The 21,095-nt window shown below is 47.7% G+C and carries 21 protein-coding genes and 3 pseudogenes; 18 read left to right on the forward strand and 6 right to left on the reverse strand.

Annotated features, from left to right (window positions below):
* Nucleotides 1-81: 81 nt before the first annotated feature.
* The 3 genes from ACTHSN_RS00845 to pmbA all read right to left on the reverse strand — a co-directional run bounded on the left by ACTHSN_RS00845 (nt 82) and on the right by pmbA (nt 3,333).
* Entirely contained in the window at nt 82-591 is a 510-nt protein-coding gene (locus tag ACTHSN_RS00845; RefSeq protein WP_070461403.1) for a cold-shock protein, read from the reverse strand.
* 153 nt (nt 592-744) lie between these two features.
* On the reverse strand, nt 745-1,914 hold the full coding sequence (locus ACTHSN_RS00850) for a glycosyltransferase (protein WP_070461404.1): 1,170 nt from the start codon (nt 1,912-1,914) through the stop codon (nt 745-747).
* 87 nt (nt 1,915-2,001) lie between these two features.
* Complete coding sequence (gene pmbA, locus ACTHSN_RS00855; protein WP_070461405.1) at nt 2,002-3,333, reverse strand: metalloprotease PmbA; 1,332 nt, start codon at nt 3,331-3,333, stop codon at nt 2,002-2,004.
* 124 nt (nt 3,334-3,457) lie between these two features.
* Here pmbA and yjgA point away from each other — a divergent pair, with 124 nt between their 5' ends.
* The 4 genes from yjgA to ACTHSN_RS00875 all read left to right on the forward strand — a co-directional run bounded on the left by yjgA (nt 3,458) and on the right by ACTHSN_RS00875 (nt 7,530).
* Nucleotides 3,458-3,991, forward strand: a complete 534-nt coding sequence (gene yjgA / locus ACTHSN_RS00860) for a ribosome biogenesis factor YjgA (protein WP_070461406.1) — start codon at nt 3,458-3,460, stop codon at nt 3,989-3,991.
* A gap of 71 nt (nt 3,992-4,062) precedes the next feature.
* Complete coding sequence (locus ACTHSN_RS00865) at nt 4,063-4,773, forward strand: hypothetical protein (protein WP_070607903.1); 711 nt, start codon at nt 4,063-4,065, stop codon at nt 4,771-4,773.
* A 102-nt stretch (nt 4,774-4,875) separates the two neighbouring features.
* Nucleotides 4,876-6,576, forward strand: coding sequence for a single-stranded-DNA-specific exonuclease RecJ (recJ, locus tag ACTHSN_RS00870; RefSeq protein WP_070461407.1), 1,701 nt, complete (start codon nt 4,876-4,878; stop codon nt 6,574-6,576).
* Between the two features lie 18 nt (nt 6,577-6,594).
* On the forward strand, nt 6,595-7,530 hold the full coding sequence (locus tag ACTHSN_RS00875; protein ID WP_070461408.1) for a DMT family transporter: 936 nt from the start codon (nt 6,595-6,597) through the stop codon (nt 7,528-7,530).
* Between the two features lie 94 nt (nt 7,531-7,624).
* Here the strand turns inward: ACTHSN_RS00875 and ACTHSN_RS00880 are convergent, their stop codons facing one another.
* Nucleotides 7,625-9,106: an aldehyde dehydrogenase family protein gene (locus ACTHSN_RS00880; RefSeq protein ID WP_070461409.1), complete on the reverse strand. Its 1,482-nt coding sequence runs from the start codon at nt 9,104-9,106 to the stop codon at nt 7,625-7,627.
* 340 nt (nt 9,107-9,446) lie between these two features.
* Between ACTHSN_RS00880 and adhP the strand changes: the two genes are divergently transcribed.
* The gene (adhP, locus tag ACTHSN_RS00885) at nt 9,447-10,490 is read left to right on the forward strand and encodes an alcohol dehydrogenase AdhP (RefSeq protein ID WP_199900394.1); all 1,044 of its coding nucleotides are present in this window, start codon (nt 9,447-9,449) and stop codon (nt 10,488-10,490) included.
* 69 nt (nt 10,491-10,559) lie between these two features.
* Here adhP and ACTHSN_RS00890 read toward each other — a convergent pair whose 3' ends face one another.
* The gene (locus tag ACTHSN_RS00890) at nt 10,560-11,483 is read right to left on the reverse strand and encodes an RluA family pseudouridine synthase (RefSeq protein WP_107768833.1); all 924 of its coding nucleotides are present in this window, start codon (nt 11,481-11,483) and stop codon (nt 10,560-10,562) included.
* Between the two features lie 211 nt (nt 11,484-11,694).
* Between ACTHSN_RS00890 and ACTHSN_RS00895 the strand changes: the two genes are divergently transcribed.
* Nucleotides 11,695-11,997 (forward strand): hypothetical protein, encoded by a 303-nt coding sequence (locus ACTHSN_RS00895; RefSeq protein WP_107768832.1) that lies wholly within the window; start codon nt 11,695-11,697, stop codon nt 11,995-11,997.
* Nucleotides 11,998-12,052: 55 nt separating this feature from the next.
* Here ACTHSN_RS00895 and ACTHSN_RS00900 read toward each other — a convergent pair whose 3' ends face one another.
* Entirely contained in the window at nt 12,053-12,496 is a 444-nt protein-coding gene (locus ACTHSN_RS00900) for a hypothetical protein (protein ID WP_225905490.1), read from the reverse strand.
* A 29-nt stretch (nt 12,497-12,525) separates the two neighbouring features.
* Here ACTHSN_RS00900 and ACTHSN_RS00905 point away from each other — a divergent pair.
* The 12 genes and pseudogenes from ACTHSN_RS00905 to ACTHSN_RS00960 form a co-directional block, all read left to right on the forward strand.
* Nucleotides 12,526-12,822, forward strand: a pseudogene (locus ACTHSN_RS00905) (hypothetical protein); the annotation flags it as partial.
* A gap of 15 nt (nt 12,823-12,837) precedes the next feature.
* A pseudogene (locus ACTHSN_RS00910) lies at nt 12,838-13,080 on the forward strand (class IIb bacteriocin, lactobin A/cerein 7B family); the annotation flags it as partial.
* 267 nt (nt 13,081-13,347) lie between these two features.
* The gene (locus ACTHSN_RS00915; RefSeq protein WP_070461413.1) at nt 13,348-13,635 is read left to right on the forward strand and encodes a hypothetical protein; all 288 of its coding nucleotides are present in this window, start codon (nt 13,348-13,350) and stop codon (nt 13,633-13,635) included.
* Between the two features lie 293 nt (nt 13,636-13,928).
* Nucleotides 13,929-14,156 carry a hypothetical protein gene (locus ACTHSN_RS00920; protein ID WP_070461414.1) on the forward strand — a complete coding sequence of 76 codons (228 nt, stop codon included), beginning with the start codon at nt 13,929-13,931 and terminating at the stop codon, nt 14,154-14,156.
* A 113-nt stretch (nt 14,157-14,269) separates the two neighbouring features.
* Nucleotides 14,270-14,548 (forward strand): hypothetical protein, encoded by a 279-nt coding sequence (locus tag ACTHSN_RS00925; RefSeq protein WP_070461415.1) that lies wholly within the window; start codon nt 14,270-14,272, stop codon nt 14,546-14,548.
* Between the two features lie 580 nt (nt 14,549-15,128).
* A pseudogene (locus ACTHSN_RS00930) lies at nt 15,129-15,397 on the forward strand (hypothetical protein).
* 138 nt (nt 15,398-15,535) lie between these two features.
* Nucleotides 15,536-16,192 carry a C39 family peptidase gene (locus ACTHSN_RS00935; protein WP_070461513.1) on the forward strand — a complete coding sequence of 219 codons (657 nt, stop codon included), beginning with the start codon at nt 15,536-15,538 and terminating at the stop codon, nt 16,190-16,192.
* A 117-nt stretch (nt 16,193-16,309) separates the two neighbouring features.
* Nucleotides 16,310-17,605 (forward strand): histidine--tRNA ligase, encoded by a 1,296-nt coding sequence (gene hisS, locus ACTHSN_RS00940; protein WP_440365011.1) that lies wholly within the window; start codon nt 16,310-16,312, stop codon nt 17,603-17,605.
* A complete protein-coding gene (locus ACTHSN_RS00945) occupies nt 17,606-18,235 on the forward strand; it encodes a YfgM family protein (protein WP_070461416.1) in 630 nt (209 codons plus the stop codon). It begins immediately after the preceding gene.
* A 141-nt stretch (nt 18,236-18,376) separates the two neighbouring features.
* A complete protein-coding gene (gene der, locus ACTHSN_RS00950; protein WP_070461417.1) occupies nt 18,377-19,834 on the forward strand; it encodes a ribosome biogenesis GTPase Der in 1,458 nt (485 codons plus the stop codon).
* A gap of 297 nt (nt 19,835-20,131) precedes the next feature.
* On the forward strand, nt 20,132-20,428 hold the full coding sequence (hfq, locus tag ACTHSN_RS00955) for an RNA chaperone Hfq (protein WP_036493792.1): 297 nt from the start codon (nt 20,132-20,134) through the stop codon (nt 20,426-20,428).
* Between the two features lie 78 nt (nt 20,429-20,506).
* Complete coding sequence (locus ACTHSN_RS00960; RefSeq protein WP_070461418.1) at nt 20,507-21,076, forward strand: tRNA (mnm(5)s(2)U34)-methyltransferase; 570 nt, start codon at nt 20,507-20,509, stop codon at nt 21,074-21,076.
* Nucleotides 21,077-21,095: the final 19 nt, after the last annotated feature.

Consider the following 21,095-nt stretch of genomic DNA (forward strand, 5'->3'; position numbering starts at 1 on the left):
GGCCGTCTGAAAGAATGAGGAAGAAATCTATAATTTCATCTTCCCATTTTTTCAGACGGCCTTTTTGTATTGGATACAGCGTTATTGTTTTGAAGTATTATCTTTGGAGCGTTGAGGTTGCCCCGAGCGTTGGTTGTTGCCGTTGACGGCATCGCGCCATGCTTTGCGTTCGGCTTCGATTTTGGCGGCTACTTCGTGAACCATGGTTTCTTGTTTTTTGACGACAGGCTCTTCCGGTGTGTTGTCGGAAAAGTGGAGGCCGTACCACAAGACGGCGAAAATGCTGCAGACGAAGATAACGGCAATCAGGCCGACGATAGCTTGTTTGCCGGCGAGGGGTTTTTCAGGGGGAGGGACGAGGACATCGAAGCAGTCGGCGCAATCGAGGGCGAAGCAGACGTTTTCGGCTTCTTTGCGGCCGCGTCGGCCTTCTGTGATGTTGAAGGAGATGTGTTGCCCTTCGGCCGGAAGGCGGGTAAGGGTGGTGAAGGCGGCAAGGGCAAGAAAGATTTCTTGGCCTGTGTCTTCTATGGTAGCGGCTCCGAAGCCGCGCTTGCTGTTCCAGCGAGTAATCGTTCCGTAATAGCGCATAATATATGTGGGATATTATTGTAGGTAACAATTTTTCCTTCGACTGATTTTAAATCAAAAAGTTTAGTTATTGTCTTAAATTTACACTAGATTTGTCTTGTTGGAAGCAGGCAGGCCGTCTGAAGGATTTCAGACGGCCTGTATGGTTTATGCCTATTTATTAAGCACTTTTTGGAAGGTGTCGATCAGGTGTTGCGCAATGGCACGGCTGCCGAATTGTTGCAGGCAATCTTGGCGCAAACGGACGGGATCGTAGTGTGCATGGTTTTCGTAGAGGGTGAGCAAAGCTTTGGTCAGTTCCGGTATGTTTTCAATTGGTACCAACAGGCCATTGTCGGATGTGACGATGGATTGGGGGCCGCCGCAACGTGTGGCGATAACGGGCAAACCTTGCGACAGTGCTTCGATATAGACGACGCCGAAGGTCTCGGTACGGCTGGCGAGGACGAATGCGTTGCTGTGGCGCATGAGATCCAGGGTTTGGTCGGTGGTTAATGCGCCGGTAAAGGTAACGGCGTGGTTGATGCCCAAGTCGCTTGCCAGTTGTTTCAGACGGCCTTCTTCTACGCCGCCGCCGCCGATTTTGAGTTTGAGCTGCGGATAGGTTTTGAGTGCTTCGGCAAAAGCAGGCAGGAGCAGGTCGTGGCCTTTGAGGTGGCGCAGGTGGGAGACGCTGCAGAAGGTGAAGTCTTGATTGTTTTTTTCGGGGAACTCGAAATCCTGTTCAAAATTGCCGCCCAGCATATTGGGCAGGTATTGCCAGTCTGTACCGGCGTAGGTTTTTTCGAGAATGCGGCAGAAATCACGGCTGACGGCGAATCGGGTCGCGCTGTGGCGCACGGCTTCGTGCATGGACGGCCATTGGTTTTTTCGGACAAGGCCGCGTGAAATGGCGCTGCTGTGTTCGGTAATTACATAGGGAATGCCGTATTTTTTGAAGATGGCACAGGCCAAAATGGCGGCATAGTTGACGCAATGGGCGTGAATTACGTCGGGTTTGCCGTTGTCGGCGATATAGGCTTCAAAAGCTTTCATGCCTGCATTGACCCAGCGGATGCGGTCGATGTCGACAACCGGGCAGCGCGGGAAGAAATACATGCTGTCGTAGGCGTAAGTGTTGAGTCCGCCTTGCTGATGGCGGCGCAGGCCGTAGAAGCGCGAGAAGATGGTTTTCGGCTGACTTCTCAAGTAGCGGAACATGGGTACGACCATGCCGATTTTCATGCCTTCACGTTGCAGGGCTTGGGCTTGGAGACGGAAAAAGATTCCGTCCACGTCAGTTTCGGAAGAAGGATACCAAGAGGGGATAACGACAATATGCATGATGTGTTTTTTATGGAAGTAGATAACGGCGAGGCCGTCTGAAAAGAAAAGATATCTTTCAGACGGCCTTTTGTATATTTAGTTCAATCAGTTGCCGGCAACCGTCATTTTAGAAACCAAGATGGAGCCGATTTGATTGGATGAACGGCGTAATGCGTCGTCTGCCACGCCGGTGATGTCGCGGTACATATCCTGCAAACGTCCGGCAATGGTGATTTCCTGAACCGGATAGGCAATGACGCCGTTTTCCACCCAAAAACCGGCCGCGCCGCGCGAGTAGTCGCCGGTAATGCCGTTGACGCCTTGTCCCATCAATTCGGTAACCAGCAAACCTGTTCCCATTTCTTTCAACAGGTCGGCCTGCGTGGCGTGGGTGTGGTTCAGATACAGATTGTGCGCACCGCCGGCGTTGCCCGTTGTCTGCATACCGAGTTTTTTCGCGCTGTAACTGCTGAGGAAATAGCCTTCGACGATACCGTCTTTCACCACAAAACGCGGCTGCGTGGACACGCCCTCGGCATCGAAATAAGTGCTGCGGAACGAGCGCAGGATATGCGGTTCTTCGCGAAGGCTGAGAAATTCGGGAAGCACCTGTTTGCCGATACTGTCAATCAGGAAGCTGCTTTGGCGGTAGAGCGCGCCGCCGCTGAGTGCGCCGATAAGGTGGCCGATTAAGCCGACTGCGACAGTGGTATCAAACAGTACGGGATAGCTGCCGGTCGGAACGCTGCAGCTATTCAGACGGCGTAAAGTCCGTTCGGCTGCAGTTTGGCCGATGAGTTCGGGCGCGTCCATGTCTTCTTGACGGCAGGAAGAATCATACCAATAGTCGCGCTGCATGCCGTGTTCGTCGCTGGCGACCACGCTGCAAGAAATGCTGTGGTGCGTGCTTTGCTGGTGTGCGGCAAAGCCGTGGGTGTTGCCGTAAACATATTGGTAATGGCCGGTATGAACCGATGCGCCTTCGGAATTTTCAATGCGTTTGTCCGTTGACAGAGCGGCCTGTTCGCATTGCTTGGCCAAATCAATGGCGGATTCGGTACTCAAATCCCATTCGTGGTAGCGGTCGAGGTCGCCGATATGGGTTGCCATCAAGGCAGCGTCGGCAAGGCCGGCGCAATCGTCTTCGGCGGTATAGCGTGCAATATCGATGGCGGCTTTGACCGTATCTTGCAGGGCGCGTTCGGAAAAGTCGGCAGTGCTGGCTCGGCCTTTGCGTTGGCCGACATAGACCGTAATGTCTAAAGATTTGTCTTGTTGGAACTCGATTTGTTCGATTTCGCCCAAGCGCACGCTGACGCTTTGACCGAGCGACTCGCTGAAATCGGCTTCGGCCGCGGTGGCGCCGGATTGTTTGGCCAAATCCAGCGTGTGTCCGCACAAGCGCAACAGCTCGTCCGGTGTGTGGTTAAACAGCATAAAAAGGTTTCCTGACAGGGTTTTGCGGCATTTTAACCGTTTCAGACGGCCTCTGCAAAAATCGCACGGAAAGGCCGTCTGAAAACTGATAAAATAGGCAGATTCAGAAAATCAGGGAAACACAATGTTTGAACAAGAAGACGAATGGGTCAGCAAAACCCAAATGAAAAAGCAGATGAACGATTTGCAGGCTTTGGGTATGGAATTGACCAAGCTCTCCAGCGATACGCTGAAAAAAATCGGCTTGGACGAAGAGCTGTTCGAAGCCATTGCCACCTATAAAAAAATCACGTCCAACAGCGCGCTCAAACGCCAAGCCCAATTTATCGGCCGCCTGATGCGCGATACCGACCCTGCGCCCATCGAAGCTTATTTGGCCAAACTGCGCGGCGACAATACGGCACATAATGCCTTTTTGCAACGTGTCGAGCAGGCGCGTACACGACTGTTGGCAGACGATGGCGCGATTACCCAATTTATGGCCGATTTTCCGCAAGCCGACGCCGGCAAATTGCGTACCTTGATCCGCAACACCAAAAAAGAGCAGGAACAAAACAAACCGCCGAAAAACTTCCGCGCGTTGTTCCAAGAAATTAAAGCAGTGATGGAGGCCGGTCAATCCGACGTTTCAGAAGAAGGGAAGGATTGGGAAGAATAAACCTTAAGGCCGTCTGAAAACGGATTGCGGTTTTCAGACGGCCTGTATCGTAATACCGAAGGAGGATGACCATGAAATTTCGCCACTCTGCAATCGCCTTGCTGGTTGGTGTATTGACCCTCAATGGATGTACTACCGATCTTTGGGAAAGAAATAGCCCTTTCCATCAAACCACAACCGAAAAAACCGTCGCTAAAGACAATATTCAAGCATTTGGCGTGGTTGCCCAAGACAATACGCAACTGGAAACAGGCAGCTTGGTCATGATGGGCAAAAAATATTGGTTTGTCGTTAATCCTAAAGATTCGGCCAAGTTGAAGGCAGTTTTGGGCGCTAAGCTGAGTAAACGCTTTCAAATGGTTCAGCAAAACCCAAAACAGGTGTATGAGGCTTTGCCGGTTGAATTGAAATCTCCTGAAGCGCAAACTTTTCGCTCGAATTTCTGCCTGCGTTACGATACTCAAAAAGCTGCCGAGATTGCCAAGTTAAAACAGTTGGCGTTCAAGCCGGTTGAACTCGATGGTAAAACTGTCTACACACGGTGTATTTCTACCGAAGGTCATTATTATGCGACGCCGAAAAATGTTGCCGAAGACCGCCGTTTTGACACTGCCGTCCCGGTCAGAATTTATTATACGGAAACCAAAAAAAGCACCGACGTTTGGAAGTTGACGGGGAATATCCTGAAAACGCCATTTACATTGGCTTTGGACGCAGTCGGCGCAGTGATAGCAGGCTCATATGTCGTAGTCAGTGAAATTATCGATGCTTCACGCAAATAATATCCAAGGCCGTCTGAAAACGGATTGCAGGTTTCAGACGGCCTCCTCCTTAAAATAAATGTTTCAAAAAATTAATTTTTTCTCTATTTAATCCCACACACTATGTCCGTCAAAATTCAAACACGTTCCATTAATCCGACTGTTTTCAACGACTTGCTCACTGCCGGTACCGATCCTTTGATTGCGCGGCTGTGTGCTGCGCGTGATGTGCAAAGTCCGGCCGAGTTGGACGACAAGCTTGCTGCGCTTTTGCCGTATCAATCGCTGACAAACTGTGAAGCCGCCGCCGGACGTTTGGCGGATGCGATTGAGCGTCAGGAAAAAATCCTGATTGTCGCCGACTATGATGCCGACGGCGCAACGGCGTGTTCCGTCGGTATGAGCGGTTTGGCGGCGATGGGGGCGAAAGTGGATTTTCTCGTGCCCAACCGCTTTGAACACGGCTACGGCTTAACGCCCGAACTCGCCGAACTCGCTGCCGAGCAAGGTGTGGATTTGTTGGTGACGGTGGATAACGGTATCGCCAGCATTGCAGGCGTGGCGCGTGCGCAGGAGTTGGGTTTGGATGTGATTGTGACCGACCACCATCTGCCTGCCGAGACCGTGCCCGACTGCATCATCGTCAATCCAAACCAAAAAGGCTGCGGTTTCCAAAGTAAAAGCTTGGCGGGCGTGGGAGTAATTTTTTATGTATTGATGGCTTTGCGTGCCGAGCTGCGCCGCCGCAATTATTTTTCAGACGGCCTGAAAGAGCCGAATCTGGGCGACCTTTTGGATTTGGTCGCACTCGGTACCGTCGCCGACGTCGTCACTCTAGACCACAACAACCGTATCCTCGTGTCTCAAGGGTTGAAACGGATGCGTTTGGGCAAAATGCGCCCCGGCATCCGCGCCTTGTTTGACGTGGCGCGACGAGATTGGCGCAAGGCTCAGCCGTTTGATATGGGCTTTGCGTTGGGACCGCGCATCAACGCGGCCGGACGGCTGGACGATATGTCGGTCGGCATTGCCTGTCTGTTGGCGCGAGATGACACCGAGGCGCAGGAACTGGCGGCTCAGTTAAACAACCTCAATATCGAGCGCCGCGAAATCGAGCAGTCTATGCTGCAAGACGCGCTGAATGCTTTTCCTGAAACCCTGCCTTCAGGTCAGACGACGTTGGTGGCGTATCGCGACGACTTCCATCAAGGCGTGGTCGGCATTGTTGCCAGCCGCCTCAAAGACCGTTTTTATCGTCCGACCATCGTATTTGCGCCTGCCGACAACGGCGAAGTGCGCGGTTCGGGACGCTCCATTCCCAATTTGCACCTGCGCGATGCTTTGGACTTGGTATCCAAACGCCATCCCGATTTGATTTTGAAATTCGGCGGACACGCAATGGCGGCGGGTTTGAGCATACTCGAACACAATATTCCTGCGTTTCAGACGGCCTTTGAAGAAGCCGTACGCGAGATGGTGTGCGAAGACGATTTGTCGCAAACCTTCATCACCGACGGCAGCCTGCCCGCACGCGACATTACGCTGGAACAGGCGCAAAACCTTGCCCGACACGTTTGGGGGCAGGGCTTCGCGCCGCCGAGTTTTACCGATGAATTTCACGTTGTCCGCCAGCAGCCTCTGGGCGCGGAGGGCAAACATAAAAAAGTCTGGCTGCAAAAAGACGGCTACGAATTTGAAGCCATGTTCTGGCGTTGCAGCGAAGACATTCCCGAATACATCCGTACAGTGTACCGTCCCGTTGCCAACGAATGGCGGAATAATCTCGAATTGCAGCTTTATATCGACTACTGGGAAGCCGCGTAAATAAAGGCCGTCTGAAAAATGAAGAAACAAAAAACTTGGCTCGGCTTTTCATTGGCGCTGCTTGCCACCATGACTTGGGGCTCGCTGCCGGTAGCGGCGCAACAGGCCTTAAAAGCCGTCGATGCGCCCACGCTGGTGTGGATACGCTTTTTAGTGGCGTCGCTGGTGTTGTTTGCGTTGTTGGGACTGACCGGCAAGCTGCCGAGGCCGTCTGAATTTTCCAAGCAAACCTTATTTTTATTGGTGCTGGGTATTGTCGGCATTTCCGCCAACTTTGTGCTCGTTGCCATGGGTTTGCACTATATTTCGCCGACAACCACGCAGGTGTTGTGGCAACTCTCGCCCTTTACCATGATTTTGGTCGGCGTTGGCGTGTTTAAAGAAGCCTTTACGCATTGGCAAAAAATCGGCTTGATGCTTTTGCTGACGGGTTTGGTCATGTTTTTCAACGATAAATTCGGCGAACTTTTCAGCTTGGGCAGCTACGCGGTCGGCGTGATGATGGCGGCTTCGGGCAGCATGATTTGGGTGTGCTACGGCGTGGCGCAAAAACTTCTGTCCAAACATTTCAATTCGCAACAAATCCTGCTCATGATTTATTTTTGCAGCAGCTTTGTTTTCCTGCCGTTTGCCGAACCGTCGCAAATCGCCCATATCGGCAATCCGTTTTTATGGGGCTGCTTTATCTATTGCTGCCTGAACACGCTGATCGGCTACGGTTCATTCGGTGAAGCGCTCAACCATTGGGACGCTTCAAAAGTCAGTATCGTTACCACGCTGATACCTGTATTTACCATGATATTTTCCACCATCGGCCATCATCTCGCCCCCGATTATTTTGCCGCTTCGGATATGAATCTCGTCAGCTATGTGGGTGCCATGGTGGTTGTGGCCGGAGCCTTGCTGGCGGTGGCCGGAGAGAAAGTAATGGGGCTTTTTTTGAGAAAGATATGAAGCTTTATTGAGAAACAGAATAAAACAAGGCCGTCTGAAACAGGTTTCAGACGGCCTTTATATTTTCTAAATCAGATTAATGTGGAACGGCGGATTAATAGAAGCCTTCGCGTTCTTCACGGGTGCTGATGTAGATGTTTTTCACTTGGGTGTAGGCGGCGAGCATCATTTTGTGGGTTTCGCGGCCGATACCTGAAGTTTTGTAGCCGCCAAACGGTGCACCGGCAGGCAGGCGGTTGTAGCAGTTTACCCAAACGCGGCCGGTTTCCAATGCATTGGAAACGCGCAGGCAGCGGTTGATGTCGGTACTCCAAACTGCGCCGCCCAAGCCGTATTCGCTGTTGTTGGCCATTTTGATGACTTCTTCTTCGGTTTTGAATTTAATCACGGTGGCAACAGGGCCGAAGATTTCTTCTTGGGCAACACGGGCTTCGTTGCTGCTGGCCTCAATCAAAGTAGGCTCGACAAATTCGCCTTTGCCCAATTCGCCTTCGATTTTTTTACCGCCGGTAATGATGCGGCAACCTTCTTGTTCGCCGATTTTGACGTATTTCAAAATGGTCTCGAGTTGACCGGCATTGACTTGCGAACCCATTTGGGTGTCGTCTTCCCAAGGCAGGCCGACTTTGATTTTTTTGAACTCTTCCGCCAAGGCATTGACGAATTTATCGTAAATACCTTCCTGAACGAAGATACGAGAACCGGCGCAGCAAACTTGGCCTTGGTTGAACAAAATACCTTTTTGCGCGCCTTCGAGGGCTTTGTCGAAAGGCATATCGTCGAAGAAGATGTTGGCGGATTTGCCGCCCAACTCCAAAGTGGACGGAATCAGTAATTCGGCAGCGGCGATGCCGACGCGACGGCCGACTTCGGTTGAGCCGGTAAAGGCCAGTTTGTTGAAGCCTTTGTGGTGCAGCATGTATTCGCCGGATTTGGAACCGCGGCCGGTAATCACGTTCAACACGCCTTTAGGCAGCAGGTGGTTGATTTTTTGAGCGAGGGACAACAGGCTCAATGAAGTGCTGGAAGAAGGGTGGATGACGATGGTACAACCTGCGGCCAATGCCGGAGCGATTTTCCATGCGGCCATCAAGAATGGAAAGTTCCAAGGAATGATTTGGCCGACAACGCCGATCGGTTCGCGCAAAACGATGGACAGGTCTTCGGCGTCAAGCTGGGTCGCAGTGCCTTCTTCGCCGCGGATCACGCTGGCGAAATAGCGGAAATGGTCGGAAGCCAATGGTACGTCGGCGGCGCGAGTTTCGCGGATCGGTTTGCCGTTGTCCAAGGTTTCTTGCAGGGCGAACAATTCGGCGTTTTCGTCAATTACATCGGCGATTTTGTTCAAAATGGCCGCGCGTTCGGTAGTCGTGGTTTTACGCCATGTTTTGAACGCTTCTTGTGCAGCGGCTACGGCAGCATCGACATCAGCATCGGTTGCGTCTGTGAACTTGGCCAACTCATCGCCATTAGCAGGGTTGTAAGAGGATAAAAGTTTGCCTTCGCTACCTTTCGTCCATTCGCCGTTGATTAAAAGACCATATTCTTTATCAAACACATTTAAATCTTTTGCCATAATGCTGTCTCCTTAATGAGTGGGAAGGCGTGTTTCTGCGCCATAAAAACAGCTTATGCTTTTTTCTTTTTAAGTTCAAGTACTAAAAATGAGAATGTTCTCAAAATTTACGTTTGCAATGTTGTTTCATGTAGCAGGCCGTCTGAAAAATAAAGGATTTGATTGAAATGAAATTGCATTTGTTAATGTATTTAAAGATTTATACGGCTTAAATAGATCCTGTTATGATATAACATTATAACTATTTGTTTTTAAAAAGATTATGGGTTGACGGCTTCGGATATGGGGAGTATTCTCATTCATAGCTAAACAGTTTTTCAACACCCTAGGAGACTCTCTCATGAAAATGCATGCTGTGGTAGTAAATAAAGATGTAGCAGGTGATGTAGAAGTTGTTGAACGCGAACTGCGTCCGCTGGAATATGGCGAGGCGTTGGTGGAAGTCGAGTGTTGCGGCGTGTGCCACACCGACTTGCACGTTGCGGCAGGCGATTACGGCGACAAACCGGGTCGCGTGTTGGGACACGAAGGCATCGGTTTGGTTAAAGAAGTTGCCGACGGTGTGAAAAATCTGAAAGTCGGCGACCGTGTCAGCATCGCATGGCTGTTCCAAAGCTGCGGTTCTTGCGAATATTGCAATACCGGCCGCGAAACCTTGTGCCGCTCTGTATTGAACGCAGGCTATACTGCCGACGGCGGCATGGCGACCCACTGTATCGTGAGTGCCGATTACGCGGTCAAAGTCCCTGAGGGCTTGGATCCTGCGCAAGCTTCGAGCATTACTTGTGCCGGTGTGACCACTTATAAAGCGATTAAAGTTTCCGGCGTTCGTCCGGGTCAATGGATTGCGATTTACGGCGCAGGCGGTTTGGGCAACTTGGCGGTTCAATACGCGAAAAAAGTGTTTGGCGCGCACGTTGTTGCCATTGACGTCAACGATGACAAACTGGCTTTTGCCAAAGAAACCGGCGCTGATTTGGTAATCAATGCCGCCAAAGAAGATGCGGCTCAAGTCATCCAAGAAAAAACCGGCGGCGCACACGCAGCCGTGGTAACAGCCGTATCCGCTGCAGCGTTCAATTCAGGCGTTAATTGTGTCCGCGCCGGCGGCCGTGTCGTTGCAGTCGGCTTGCCACCTGAGTCTATGGACTTGTCTATCCCACGTTTGGTATTGGACGGCATCGAAGTGGTCGGCTCTCTGGTCGGTACCCGCAAAGATTTGGAAGAAGCATTCCAATTCGGCGCAGAAGGTTTGGTTGTGCCTAAAGTCGAATTGCGTGCTTTGGATGAAGCGCCTGCCATCTTCCAAGAAATGCGCGAAGGTAAAATTACCGGCCGTATGGTGATTGATATGAACAAAGAGTGCAGCTGCATTCATCACTAATCGAATGATTCTGTGACAAAAAGGCCGTCTGAAAAATTTCAGACGGCCTTTTTCATTGGATTGGATAATTTAAAGCGTAAAGCTGCTTTCAAATACGCGGATTTCTCCGCTGACAGGATCGGTAAACTCTATTTTTTTAGCCAGAAGTTTTAAAGGTTTGTCGTAGTCTTCATCACCGGCCGCCAATGGGGTAGGGTAAAGCGCATCGTTCATCAGCGGCATATTCAAACTCATCATATGCACGCGCAGCTGGTGTTTCTTTCCTGTATGCGGCGTGAGGCGGTAGAGGCTGAATGCACCGCGGTTTTCGATAAGCTCGATGGTCGTGTGGGCATTGGGTTCGCCTTCCGTTTCCCGCGTGAGAAAGAATTTTTCGCCGCGTTCCATTCGTGACGAAATATCCAGCGGATAGTCCAAATCCGTCCGCGTCGGCGCCACCGCTTCATAGGTTTTTCGGACGGTTTTTTCTTGGAACATGGTCTGATAACCACGACGCGTGGCAGGGTTGAGCGAAAGCAGCATAACGCCTGCCGTATCTTTGTCCAAGCGATGAATCGGCGTAATGTCTTCAACATTCAAATGCTGCAATTCCGGCCGCAGACGCAGGCGCGTGAGCAAGGTTTCCCGCAAAAACCTGCCGCTGGGGATGACGGGCAGAAAATGCGGTTTGTCCACTACAATCAAATGCTCGTCAATATGCAAAATCTTTTCTTCAAACGGAATACGCGGCTCGCTCTCACGGCTGGTTTCACGGTAATAAAACATCGTCTTGCCGGGTTCGAACAAGGTATTTTCATCAAACGGCACGCCATCCGCACCCACCACAAAACCGCTGTTCAGCCGCCGCCGCCAGTTTTCTTCGCCGACAAAGGGAAAATGAGCGCATAAAAAATGCAGCAGCGGCAAGCCGTAAAACTGCTTTTCATGCGGTAAAACCAAGTAGCTGGGTTTGACACCGTTTAAAAGGGGTAGGGGATTGGTACGTTTTTTCATGCGGCGGATTGTACTCGGTTTTTAGGATTTTTTCAGACGGCCTTGTTTATATGGAAAATAAACTTCTAATAACGGATATGTATTGATGCAGGTTTTGTGTTTAAATAGCCTCTATAAATGGAATCAGATAAACTGGTTTTGTTTGAACTTGCTTTTATGGCATGAATTAAAGAAATGATAAAGAAGCAATATTTGAGAAAAGGAGAATATTATGCAGAGAAAAATCGGCATAATCATCATGTTATCCGCGTTTTCCGTATCCGCTATGGCGGGAGGGGAAGTTCGGCTTGGCAAGAGTAAGGCATACGATAATGAGTATGAACTTGTGGCAGAGCATGAAGTCAATGAAGAAGTTTCACAATTAAATCAAGACGAGTATGCCGCACATCCAATACGCAACGATAGCGGCGTCATGCAGTCAGGAAAAGTGGCTTCAGACAGACAAGCCGTTTCCCAATACGGAAAACCTAATTTGCCGCCTGTCCGCTTAAATCCGCATCCTTCACGACCTTGATTTCAAAATCAAAGGGCTGCTCCATTTGTTTGGGCAGCCCTTTTGTTTTGTCGGCTCACTCACATTTTTGTTTGCGCAAAACAAGTTTGTAATCGGTTTTGATGCCGGTTTGATCGCCAATCATCTTAAAATCATCTATCAAACAACGGTTTTCTGTACATTTCAACGTGAAATCTGCACCGACCCTATGGCCGTCAAATTGTTTAAATGTTGCCCGGACGGTATGGGGAGAAGTGACCTTGACTTGCAAAGTTTTATGGAAGTTGTCAGGATGATCCTGACCAAAACCCAAGTAGTAATGTATCGGCATGTCACATCCCATCTCCATATCGGGTTGCTTACGGATATTTGTGTCGAATTTATTGAATTGTCGGATAATTTTTTGTAGTTCAGGCGTGGTAACACGATTGTGTTCAGAGCCTAAATCCACTTTGGTCAGGTAAACCTTTTTGACTAAATCTATTTTTGCTTGATTATTTGTGGCGTTATCTGCAGCCATCGCTTGAGAGAAAAAGGGAGGGCAGCTTTTTCATATCGGGCAACTATTGGCTGCTCAACTTCAACATCTCATTTGCCGCCAACTACAGGATCAGCCTCACGGGCGACATCCAATGGCTGGGCAGGAAGCCCGACCGACTGGACGGCGAACGGGAATGCTCCGGAAATACATCCATCTACGCCCATCTCGGTGCAGGTTTCGGTTTCACCAAAACCACGGCTTTAAACGCATCCGCACGTTTCAACGTTTCAGGGCAAACCAGTTCCGAACTGAAATTGGGCGTACAGCATACATTTTCAGCAGTTTTTGATTTTCCAACGTTGTAATCCAAAGGAGTTGTTATGAGAAAACAAATTACCGCAGCCATGATGATTCTAACGATGATTGCCGCTCCGGCGATGGCAAACAGCATGGAAAATCAGGTATTTGAAAACCAAGTGTTCCACACGCAGGCAGATGCGCCGATGTAGTTGGCGGAACTATCGCCGCAGGAAATGAAAGACACTGAGGGGGCTGTTGCTCCTTGGGTAGCCGGTGGTATCGTAGGAGGCATATGGGGAGGTGCCGGCTATATGCATGGGGCGTCTATCAAGGTCATTACAAATGGGACAATGCCAAATTTGCAGATAACGTAGCAACAGGTGCTGTCATTGACGCATCATTTGGTACTGCGGGGGCAATTGCCAGTGGAGGAGTCAAATTTATTCCCAGCCTGACAAATGCAGGAGCAAACATATGGAGAGTAAATAGCACACTTGCCAACAATGGTGCAAATCGCGTATGGCGTAGATAAATCATAACAAGCAGGTAATGAATTAAAGACATTACCTGTTTTTACAGAAATTTTTAAAATGGATGATTTGATTGCAGCTTTTTTAGGCTATTTATCAGGTAAATATAGCGAAGGGAAAATAAGCAGATTAAAAATATCTCTAACGGCAGGAAGTATTTTCTTTGCAGTATTCTTTATTCATGACCTGATAATTTTTATTATTGATGGAAATAAGGAAAATCTTTGGAATTTTATTACTAAGATAATGAAAGATTTATTTTTATTTTCCTGTTCTGTTATCTTATTATGCTATTTTTTGTTATTTATTGCCGAAAAAGTTGGGGAAATAATAAATAAAATTAAATAAGATATTTGAATAATAAGCTAATCGATATGGCTATTAAAACAATTTAATCATTTAATTTTAATAATTTTTTAATATTTATCTTGGATTTGAAATACTGCAATCAGGAGGCTAAAACTTCCATTATAATGGTAAGTATATATTTCATTATTTTAATTTCATCAAAAAACGAAATTCAAGATTATACATGCCGCCAATAGTTTTCTTGATTGTTTTGTGTATTTATCTGATATATCAACATCTCTCTATTTTATTTCGAATTTTATTGTTGAGACTTGCATTGAAAATCATACAAGATGATGAAAAATAAATATATTTTAATAAAAACAGCAATCAGTATAACTGCCATATTTATATTTTATCTTCTAATTCAAGAAAGCAGCGGAAAAACTGAAAAACCATCATATTTCTTGATGGCCATGTTTCTAAACTCGCTTTGGTTTGATAAAGAAAATAAAACAGTTATGGCTGCCGTTACGGCAATTATTGCCGCCTACTTTATATTTGTCGCACTATCCGATTAATAAGCAAACAAAAAAGGCTGCTTGGAAATTTCAGGCAGCCTTTTAGGAGGATTTTGATGGAACATTATCTCCTCCCCAAGAATTTGTTATGAAAAAAACAAATCACCGCAGCCATGATGATTCTGACGATGATTGCTCCCGCAATGGCAAACAGCTTCGACAATCAGACATTTGAAAGCCAAGTGTTCCACACGCAGGCAGATACGCCTATGCAGTTGGCGGAGCTTTCTCAGAAGGAGATGAAGGAGGCTGAAGGGGCCATGGCGCCGTTGGTGGCACTTGGGTATTTAACTAGGATAGGTACTTTTGTTGCTGCAAGATATGCTACCCCAGTAGTTCGAGGGCTCATATTTTTTATGGACGCCAATTGGCTAAGACTCCAAAATAATTAGAATTTGTTGCGGGCTTGGGCAATAATTGCCCAATCATATTGTGTATTTTATGAGGGGTGGTGATGATAATTGAAGTTGAAATTGATAGTACTAATAACGAGCAGATTTCTTTTTTAAAAAAATAGCCGTTGGTCAAGCTCTGAAATTATAAGAAAATTTCCAAATAATAAATTATTTTTTTCAAAAAATACGCTGCATTATAATAATGCGGACAAATTACTGTGCAGGACAGTCATTTTTCCGGAAGGGACGATTCTTTCCTACGAAGAAAATTCCAAAAAATTTAATTTACAGGTAAAAAATGCACAAAAAAATAATATTAAGTTGCAAGGTGTATATACACCTTCCACCGAACTGGTTCATGTAGTTCATAATCTTTGCCTGTTAGGAAATGTAGTTCTCCGTATCATAGGAGATAATACTGATTTGAATAATATAGAAAAAATAGAACTTAATTTTGAGAAGTTTGATAAGTATTTTTTTTATATCGGAAGATATGGAAATAATGTTTATAAATAAATAAACCAATTTCCAACCAAGCCTGCTATCGGTTTGGTTGGAAGTAAGAGGAGGTAAGGTAGTGTTTCCTGTTATTTTCTTTTCGACATTGGGCTGTATTTTAGTATGGATAAAAGATATGCCTAAAATAAAATCAAAAAAAATTTTGGGAATATCCTTATATATTATAGGAATAATAAATGTAATAATCGGCTATGTATTAATTAAAAATATATTAGTTTCTGTTTCGGATGAAATTGGAATAAAATATCTTGCAATATATTTATCAAATATTTTTTTTGGACAATCCTGATGATGGTATTCGTAAAAAGACTGTCTAAGAAGCGGTAAGGGCAGTAGGTCATGGTGCAACATGGTTTGCCCCTAATACCTGTTATATCCCTTACTATTTATACTATTAAGAATAATTATGTAAGAGGTCGTCTGAAAGCTTTTTCAGACGACCTCTTACATATATCTTTAGAAGGTATGATGATATTAAAACGTATTTGTCTGTCAGTGCCGATTGCCGTTTCTTTATCCGGTCTTCTGAATGCTGCACCTATGTTTAACGATAATCCTGTTGTTTACGGAAAAATCAAAGTGCAAAGTTGGAAAGAGAGGCGCGATTTCAATATTGTAAAACAGGATTTGGATTTTTCCTGCGGGGCGGCTTCGGTGGCGACGCTTTTGAACAATTTTTACGGGCAAAAGCTGACGGAGGAAGAAGTGTTGAAAAAACTGGATAAGGAGCAAATGCGCGCGTCGTTTGAGGATATGCAGCGCATCATGCCCGATTTGGGTTTTGAGGCGAAAGGCTATGCCCTGTCTTTCGAGCAGCTCGCGAAGTTGAAAATCCCCGTCATCGTGTATTTGAAATACCGCAAGGACGATCATTTTTCGGTATTGCGCGGTATAGACGGCAATACGGTTTTGCTTGCCGACCCGTCGCTGGGTCATGTTTCCATGAGCAGGGCGCAGTTTTTGGATGCTTGGAAAACTCGTGAGGGAAATTTGGCAGGTAAGATTTTGGCTGTTGTACCGAAAAAAGCGGAGACGATTTCAAATAAATTGTTTTTTACACATCATCCCAAGCGGCAGACGGAATTTGCAGTCAAACAAATCAGGCTACGGCGTGTAGAGTGAGTCAAAGGCCGTCTGAAAACTTTTTCAGACGGCCTTTTGATTTGTTCCCAACCTCACAAACCCTTAAAAATCAGCTATAATGCCCAACTATTTGATTTTCGCTTATCCCATATTGAAATGGCACAAAAAATTCAATCTGTAAAAGGTATGAACGACCTTTTACCTGTCGAACAAAAAGATTTCAAACTGACGGCTGCGTTTTGGCAGGCGTTTGAAGATACGGTCGGCCGTTGGACACGCGCTTACGGCTATCAGCAAATCCGTACGCCGATTGTCGAGCAAACCGGTTTGTTTGTCCGCTCCATCGGCGAGGAAACCGATGTGGTCGGCAAGGAAATGTACACCTTCTCCGATTCAAACGATTCTTTGAGTTTGAGCTTGCGTCCTGAAGGTACGGCTTCTTGTTTGCGTGCGGTGGTCGAACACAACCTTCTCTACAACAGCCCGCAAAAGCTGTGGTATATGGGGCCGATGTTCCGTCGCGAGCGTCCGCAAAAAGGCCGTTATCGTCAGTTCTATCAAGTCGGTATCGAGGCTTTGGGTTTTGAAGGGCCGGATATTGATGCGGAAATCATCGCGATGTCTGCCGACTTATGGGAAAAATTGGGTATTCGCGAATACCTGACTTTGGAAATCAACAGCTTGGGCAACCGTGAGGAACGTGCGGCACACCGTGCTGCATTGGTTGAATATTTGACCCGCTATGAAGCGCAACTGGACGAAGACAGCAAACGCCGTCTGAAAACCAATCCTTTACGCGTTTTGGATACGAAAAACCCTGATTTGCAGGAAATCTGCAACGCGGCGCCGCGTCTGGTAGATTACTTGGGCGAGGCTTCGCAAAACCACTATGCACGCTTCAAGGCGATGTTGGATGGTTTGGGTATTCAATATATTGAAAATCCGCGCTTGGTCCGCGGTTTGGATTATTATAATCAGACGGTTTTTGAGTGGACGACCGACAAACTCGGCGCGCAGGCGACTGTGTGCGGTGGTGGCCGTTACGACGGTTTGATTGAAGAGCTTGGCGGTAAACCTGCGCCGTCTATCGGCTTTGCGATGGGTATTGAGCGCCTGCTGCTTTTGGTGAGCGAATACGGCTCTCTGGAAGTGAACGCCGCGCCTGATGTCTATGCAATGCACCAAGGCGAAGGTGCGGACTTGCAGGTGATGAAATACGCGCAAGCCTTGCGCGCTCAAGGTTTCAATGTAATGCAGCATTCCGGCTATCAAAGCCTGAAGGCGCAAATGAAAAAAGCAGACAACAGTGGCGCACGCTTTGCCCTGATTGTAGCTCAGGATGAGCTGGTAAACGGTACGGTTACCCTGAAAGATATGCAGGGCAAACGCGAACAACAAACCGTTGCCGCCGCTGATTTGACAGACACTTTACAACAATGGAAGAACGCATAAATGGCAGCCCATTTGGAAGAACAACAAGAGTTAGACAACTTTAAATATTTTTGGAAAAAAACCGGCCGTTGGATCTTTGCCTTGCTGATTGTGGCGGCTTTGGGGTATTTGGGTTACACCATTTACCAAGGCCAAAAAGCTTCAAAAGATCAGGAAGCCGCCGCCGTATTGGCGCAAATGGTGGAAAAGGCGCAGCAAAAAACCGACCAAAAAGCCATCAACGCCGATTTGGCCGAATTGCAAAAAAACTATCCTGATTCCATTTCGACAGCCCAAGCTACTTTGATGGTAGCAGCAACCGAGTTTGATGCCGGCCGTTATGATGTGGCGGAAGGTCATTTGAATTGGGTGCTGAAAAACCAAAATGCACCGCTGGTTCAAGCTTTGGCAGCCCAGCGTTTGGGCGTTGTCCTGTTGCAGCAAAAAAAATACGATGCCGCCATCAATGCCCTGAATACTCAGGTTGAGGCTGATTTCGAGCCTTTGATGCTGGAAACTAAAGGCGATGTTTACGTTGCCCAAAATAAAACCAAAGAAGCCGTACAAAGTTACGAAGCTGCTTTGAGCAAAATGCCGCAAACCGCAGTAGGCCGCGAATTGCTACAAATGAAAATCGACAGCTTGAAATAAGTTTGTTTGAAATCAAGGCCGTCTGAAGTTGCAATGACTTTTCAGACGGCCTACACTTATCCTTATCAACCGTGTTTTTAAAACACCTGCTTGTGTTCCGCTCCCGTTTTTAGGCGGCACTTGACACAGAAAGACTCAATCATGAAACCAACCATCGCGCTTGTCGGCCGCCCCAATGTCGGCAAATCTACTTTATTCAACCGTTTGACGCGCACCAAAGACGCGCTCGTGCATGACCTGCCCGGCCTGACGCGTGACCGACATTACGGTCATGGCAAAGTCGGCAGCAAACCTTATTTGGTCATCGATACCGGCGGCTTTGAGCCGGTTGTGGACAGTGGCATTTTGCACGAAATGGCAAAACAAACCTTGCAGGCTGTCGATGAAGCCGATGCAGTGGTGTTTTTGGTGGACGGCCGCACCGGTTTGACGCCGCAAGACAAAATCATTGCCGACCGTTTGCGCCAAAGCCCGCGTCCTGTTTATTTGGCCGTGAATAAAGGCGAGGGCGGCAATAGGGCCGTACTTGCCTCCGAGTTCTACGAACTTGCTTTGGGCGACCCTTATGTTATTTCAGGTGCGCATGGCGATGGTGTGTATTATCTGATTGAAGATATTTTGGAAACCTTCCCCGAGCCTGAAAAGGAAGAGGAAGAAGCGAAACATCCTGTTTTTGCTGTAATCGGCCGTCCAAATGTCGGTAAATCGACCTTGGTAAACGCTATTCTCGGCGAAGAGCGCGTGATTGCCTTCGATATGGCAGGCACAACACGCGACAGTATCCATATCGATTTTGAACGTGAAGGCAAACCGTTTACCATCATCGATACCGCAGGTGTGCGCCGTCGCGGCAAAGTGGATGAAGCGGTGGAAAAATTCTCCGTTATCAAAGCCATGCAGGCGGTTGAAGCGGCAAATGTTGCTGTTTTGGTATTGGACGCGCAACAAGATATCGCCGACCAAGATGCGACGATTGCAGGTTTCGCTTTGGAAGCAGGCCGTGCCTTGGTGGTGGCGGTCAATAAATGGGACGGCATCAGCGAAGAGCGCCGCGAGCAAGTGAAACGCGATATCAACCGCAAACTGTATTTCCTTGATTTTGCTAAGTTCCACTTTATTTCTGCGTTGAAAGAGCGCGGTATAGACGGTTTGTTTGAAAGTATTCAGGCTGCCTACAATGCGGCGATGATTAAGATGCCGACGCCGAAAATCACGCGCGTATTGCAAAGCGCGATCGAGCGTCAACAGCCGCCGCGTGCTGGCTTGGTGCGTCCGAAAATGCGCTATGCCCACCAAGGCGGCATGAATCCGCCGGTAATTGTGGTACACGGCAATTCGCTGCACGCCATTTCCGACAGCTACACACGCTATTTGACCCAAACGTTCCGCAAAGCCTTCAATCTGCAAGGTACGCCGCTCAGAATTCAATACAATGTTTCGGAAAACCCGTATGAAAATGCGGAAGACAAACCGAAGAAAAAACCGCTGCGCCGTGTCAGCTTGAGCAACCGTATTGAGAAACGCGAAGGCCGCAAGGAAGAGAAAAACCGCTTCAAGAAGAAAACCAAAGTCAGCGTGAAAAAACAATTCAGCAAATAAACACAAAGGCCGTCTGAACAATTTCAGACGGCCTTTTTATAATGAAAAACAGATTGTTAGAGCTTCATGGCATATTTTTGATAGGGTTTGTCGAATTTAAAAAAACATCAAATTTGAATTGGGGATTGTTGTGAATATGGAAATGAAACAGTCGGTTTGACGTGAAGTTCCCTTATTGCTGGATTCCTAAACGGTGTGATAGAAAAAAATAGTTGGTAATTTATCCTATTCGGGGCTACAATCCCATCAAACGCCGATTTTGGCGTCTTTACAATCATAATAATGGAGCTCAAGAATATGACAGCTAAAGGACAAATGTTACAAGATCCTTTTTTGAATGCGTTGCGTAAAGAGCACGTTCCGGTTTCAATCTACTTGGTAAACGGCATCAAGCTGCAAGGCCAAGTGGAATCATTCGACCAGTACGTTGTTCTGCTGCGTAATACTTCCGTCACTCAAATGGTTTACAAACACGCTATCTCAACAATCGTTCCTGCACGCGCAGTCAGCCTGCAACACGAAAACAAACAACCTCAAGCCGCTGCCGCAGCTGCTCCGGTTCAAGTTGAGACAGTGCAACAACCTGCCGAATAAATGATGTAACGCATTCCTGTTTTTCAATACCTTACCGCTTTTGCGGTAGGGTATTTTTATTTTCAGACGACCTTTATCATGCTGCTTGAGAACATTCTTCCCTTTGCCCACTCCTTGTTACGACAAGCCTTAAAAGCAGGCGGCCGCGCTTTGGATGCGACGGCCGGAAACGGGCATGATACTTTGCTGTTGGCGCAGTCGGTTGGAGAGACGGGTAGGGTGTGGGCGTTTGATGTGCAATCCAAAGCACTGGAGCAGACTCAAGGCCGTCTGAAAGAAAATGGCGTAGATGGTTGGGTAGCCCTGATACATGACGGTCATGAAAACGTTTTATCTTATATCGACGAGTCTTTAGATGCCGCAGTATTTAATTTCGGTTGGCTGCCGGGGGGCGATAAAAGCTGTACGACTGAGGCGACAAGCAGCATCCGTGCGCTGACGGATACTTTGGGTTTGCTGAAAGAGGGCGGGCTGGCCGTAGCGGTATTGTATCCGGGACATGAAGCCGGCCGAATAGAGGCTGAAGCGATTGTGCAATGGGCGGAAACTTTGCCGCAGGAAGCATTTGCCGTGTTACGCTATGGCTTTGTCAACCGCCGCAATGCGCCTCCCTATCTGCTGGCGATTGAAAAGTTGCGTCAGAAATAGATGTTTGCGGTAAAATAGC

The organism is Neisseria sp. P0009.S010 (assembly GCF_051958545.1).
Lineage (GTDB): Bacteria > Pseudomonadota > Gammaproteobacteria > Burkholderiales > Neisseriaceae > Neisseria > Neisseria subflava_A.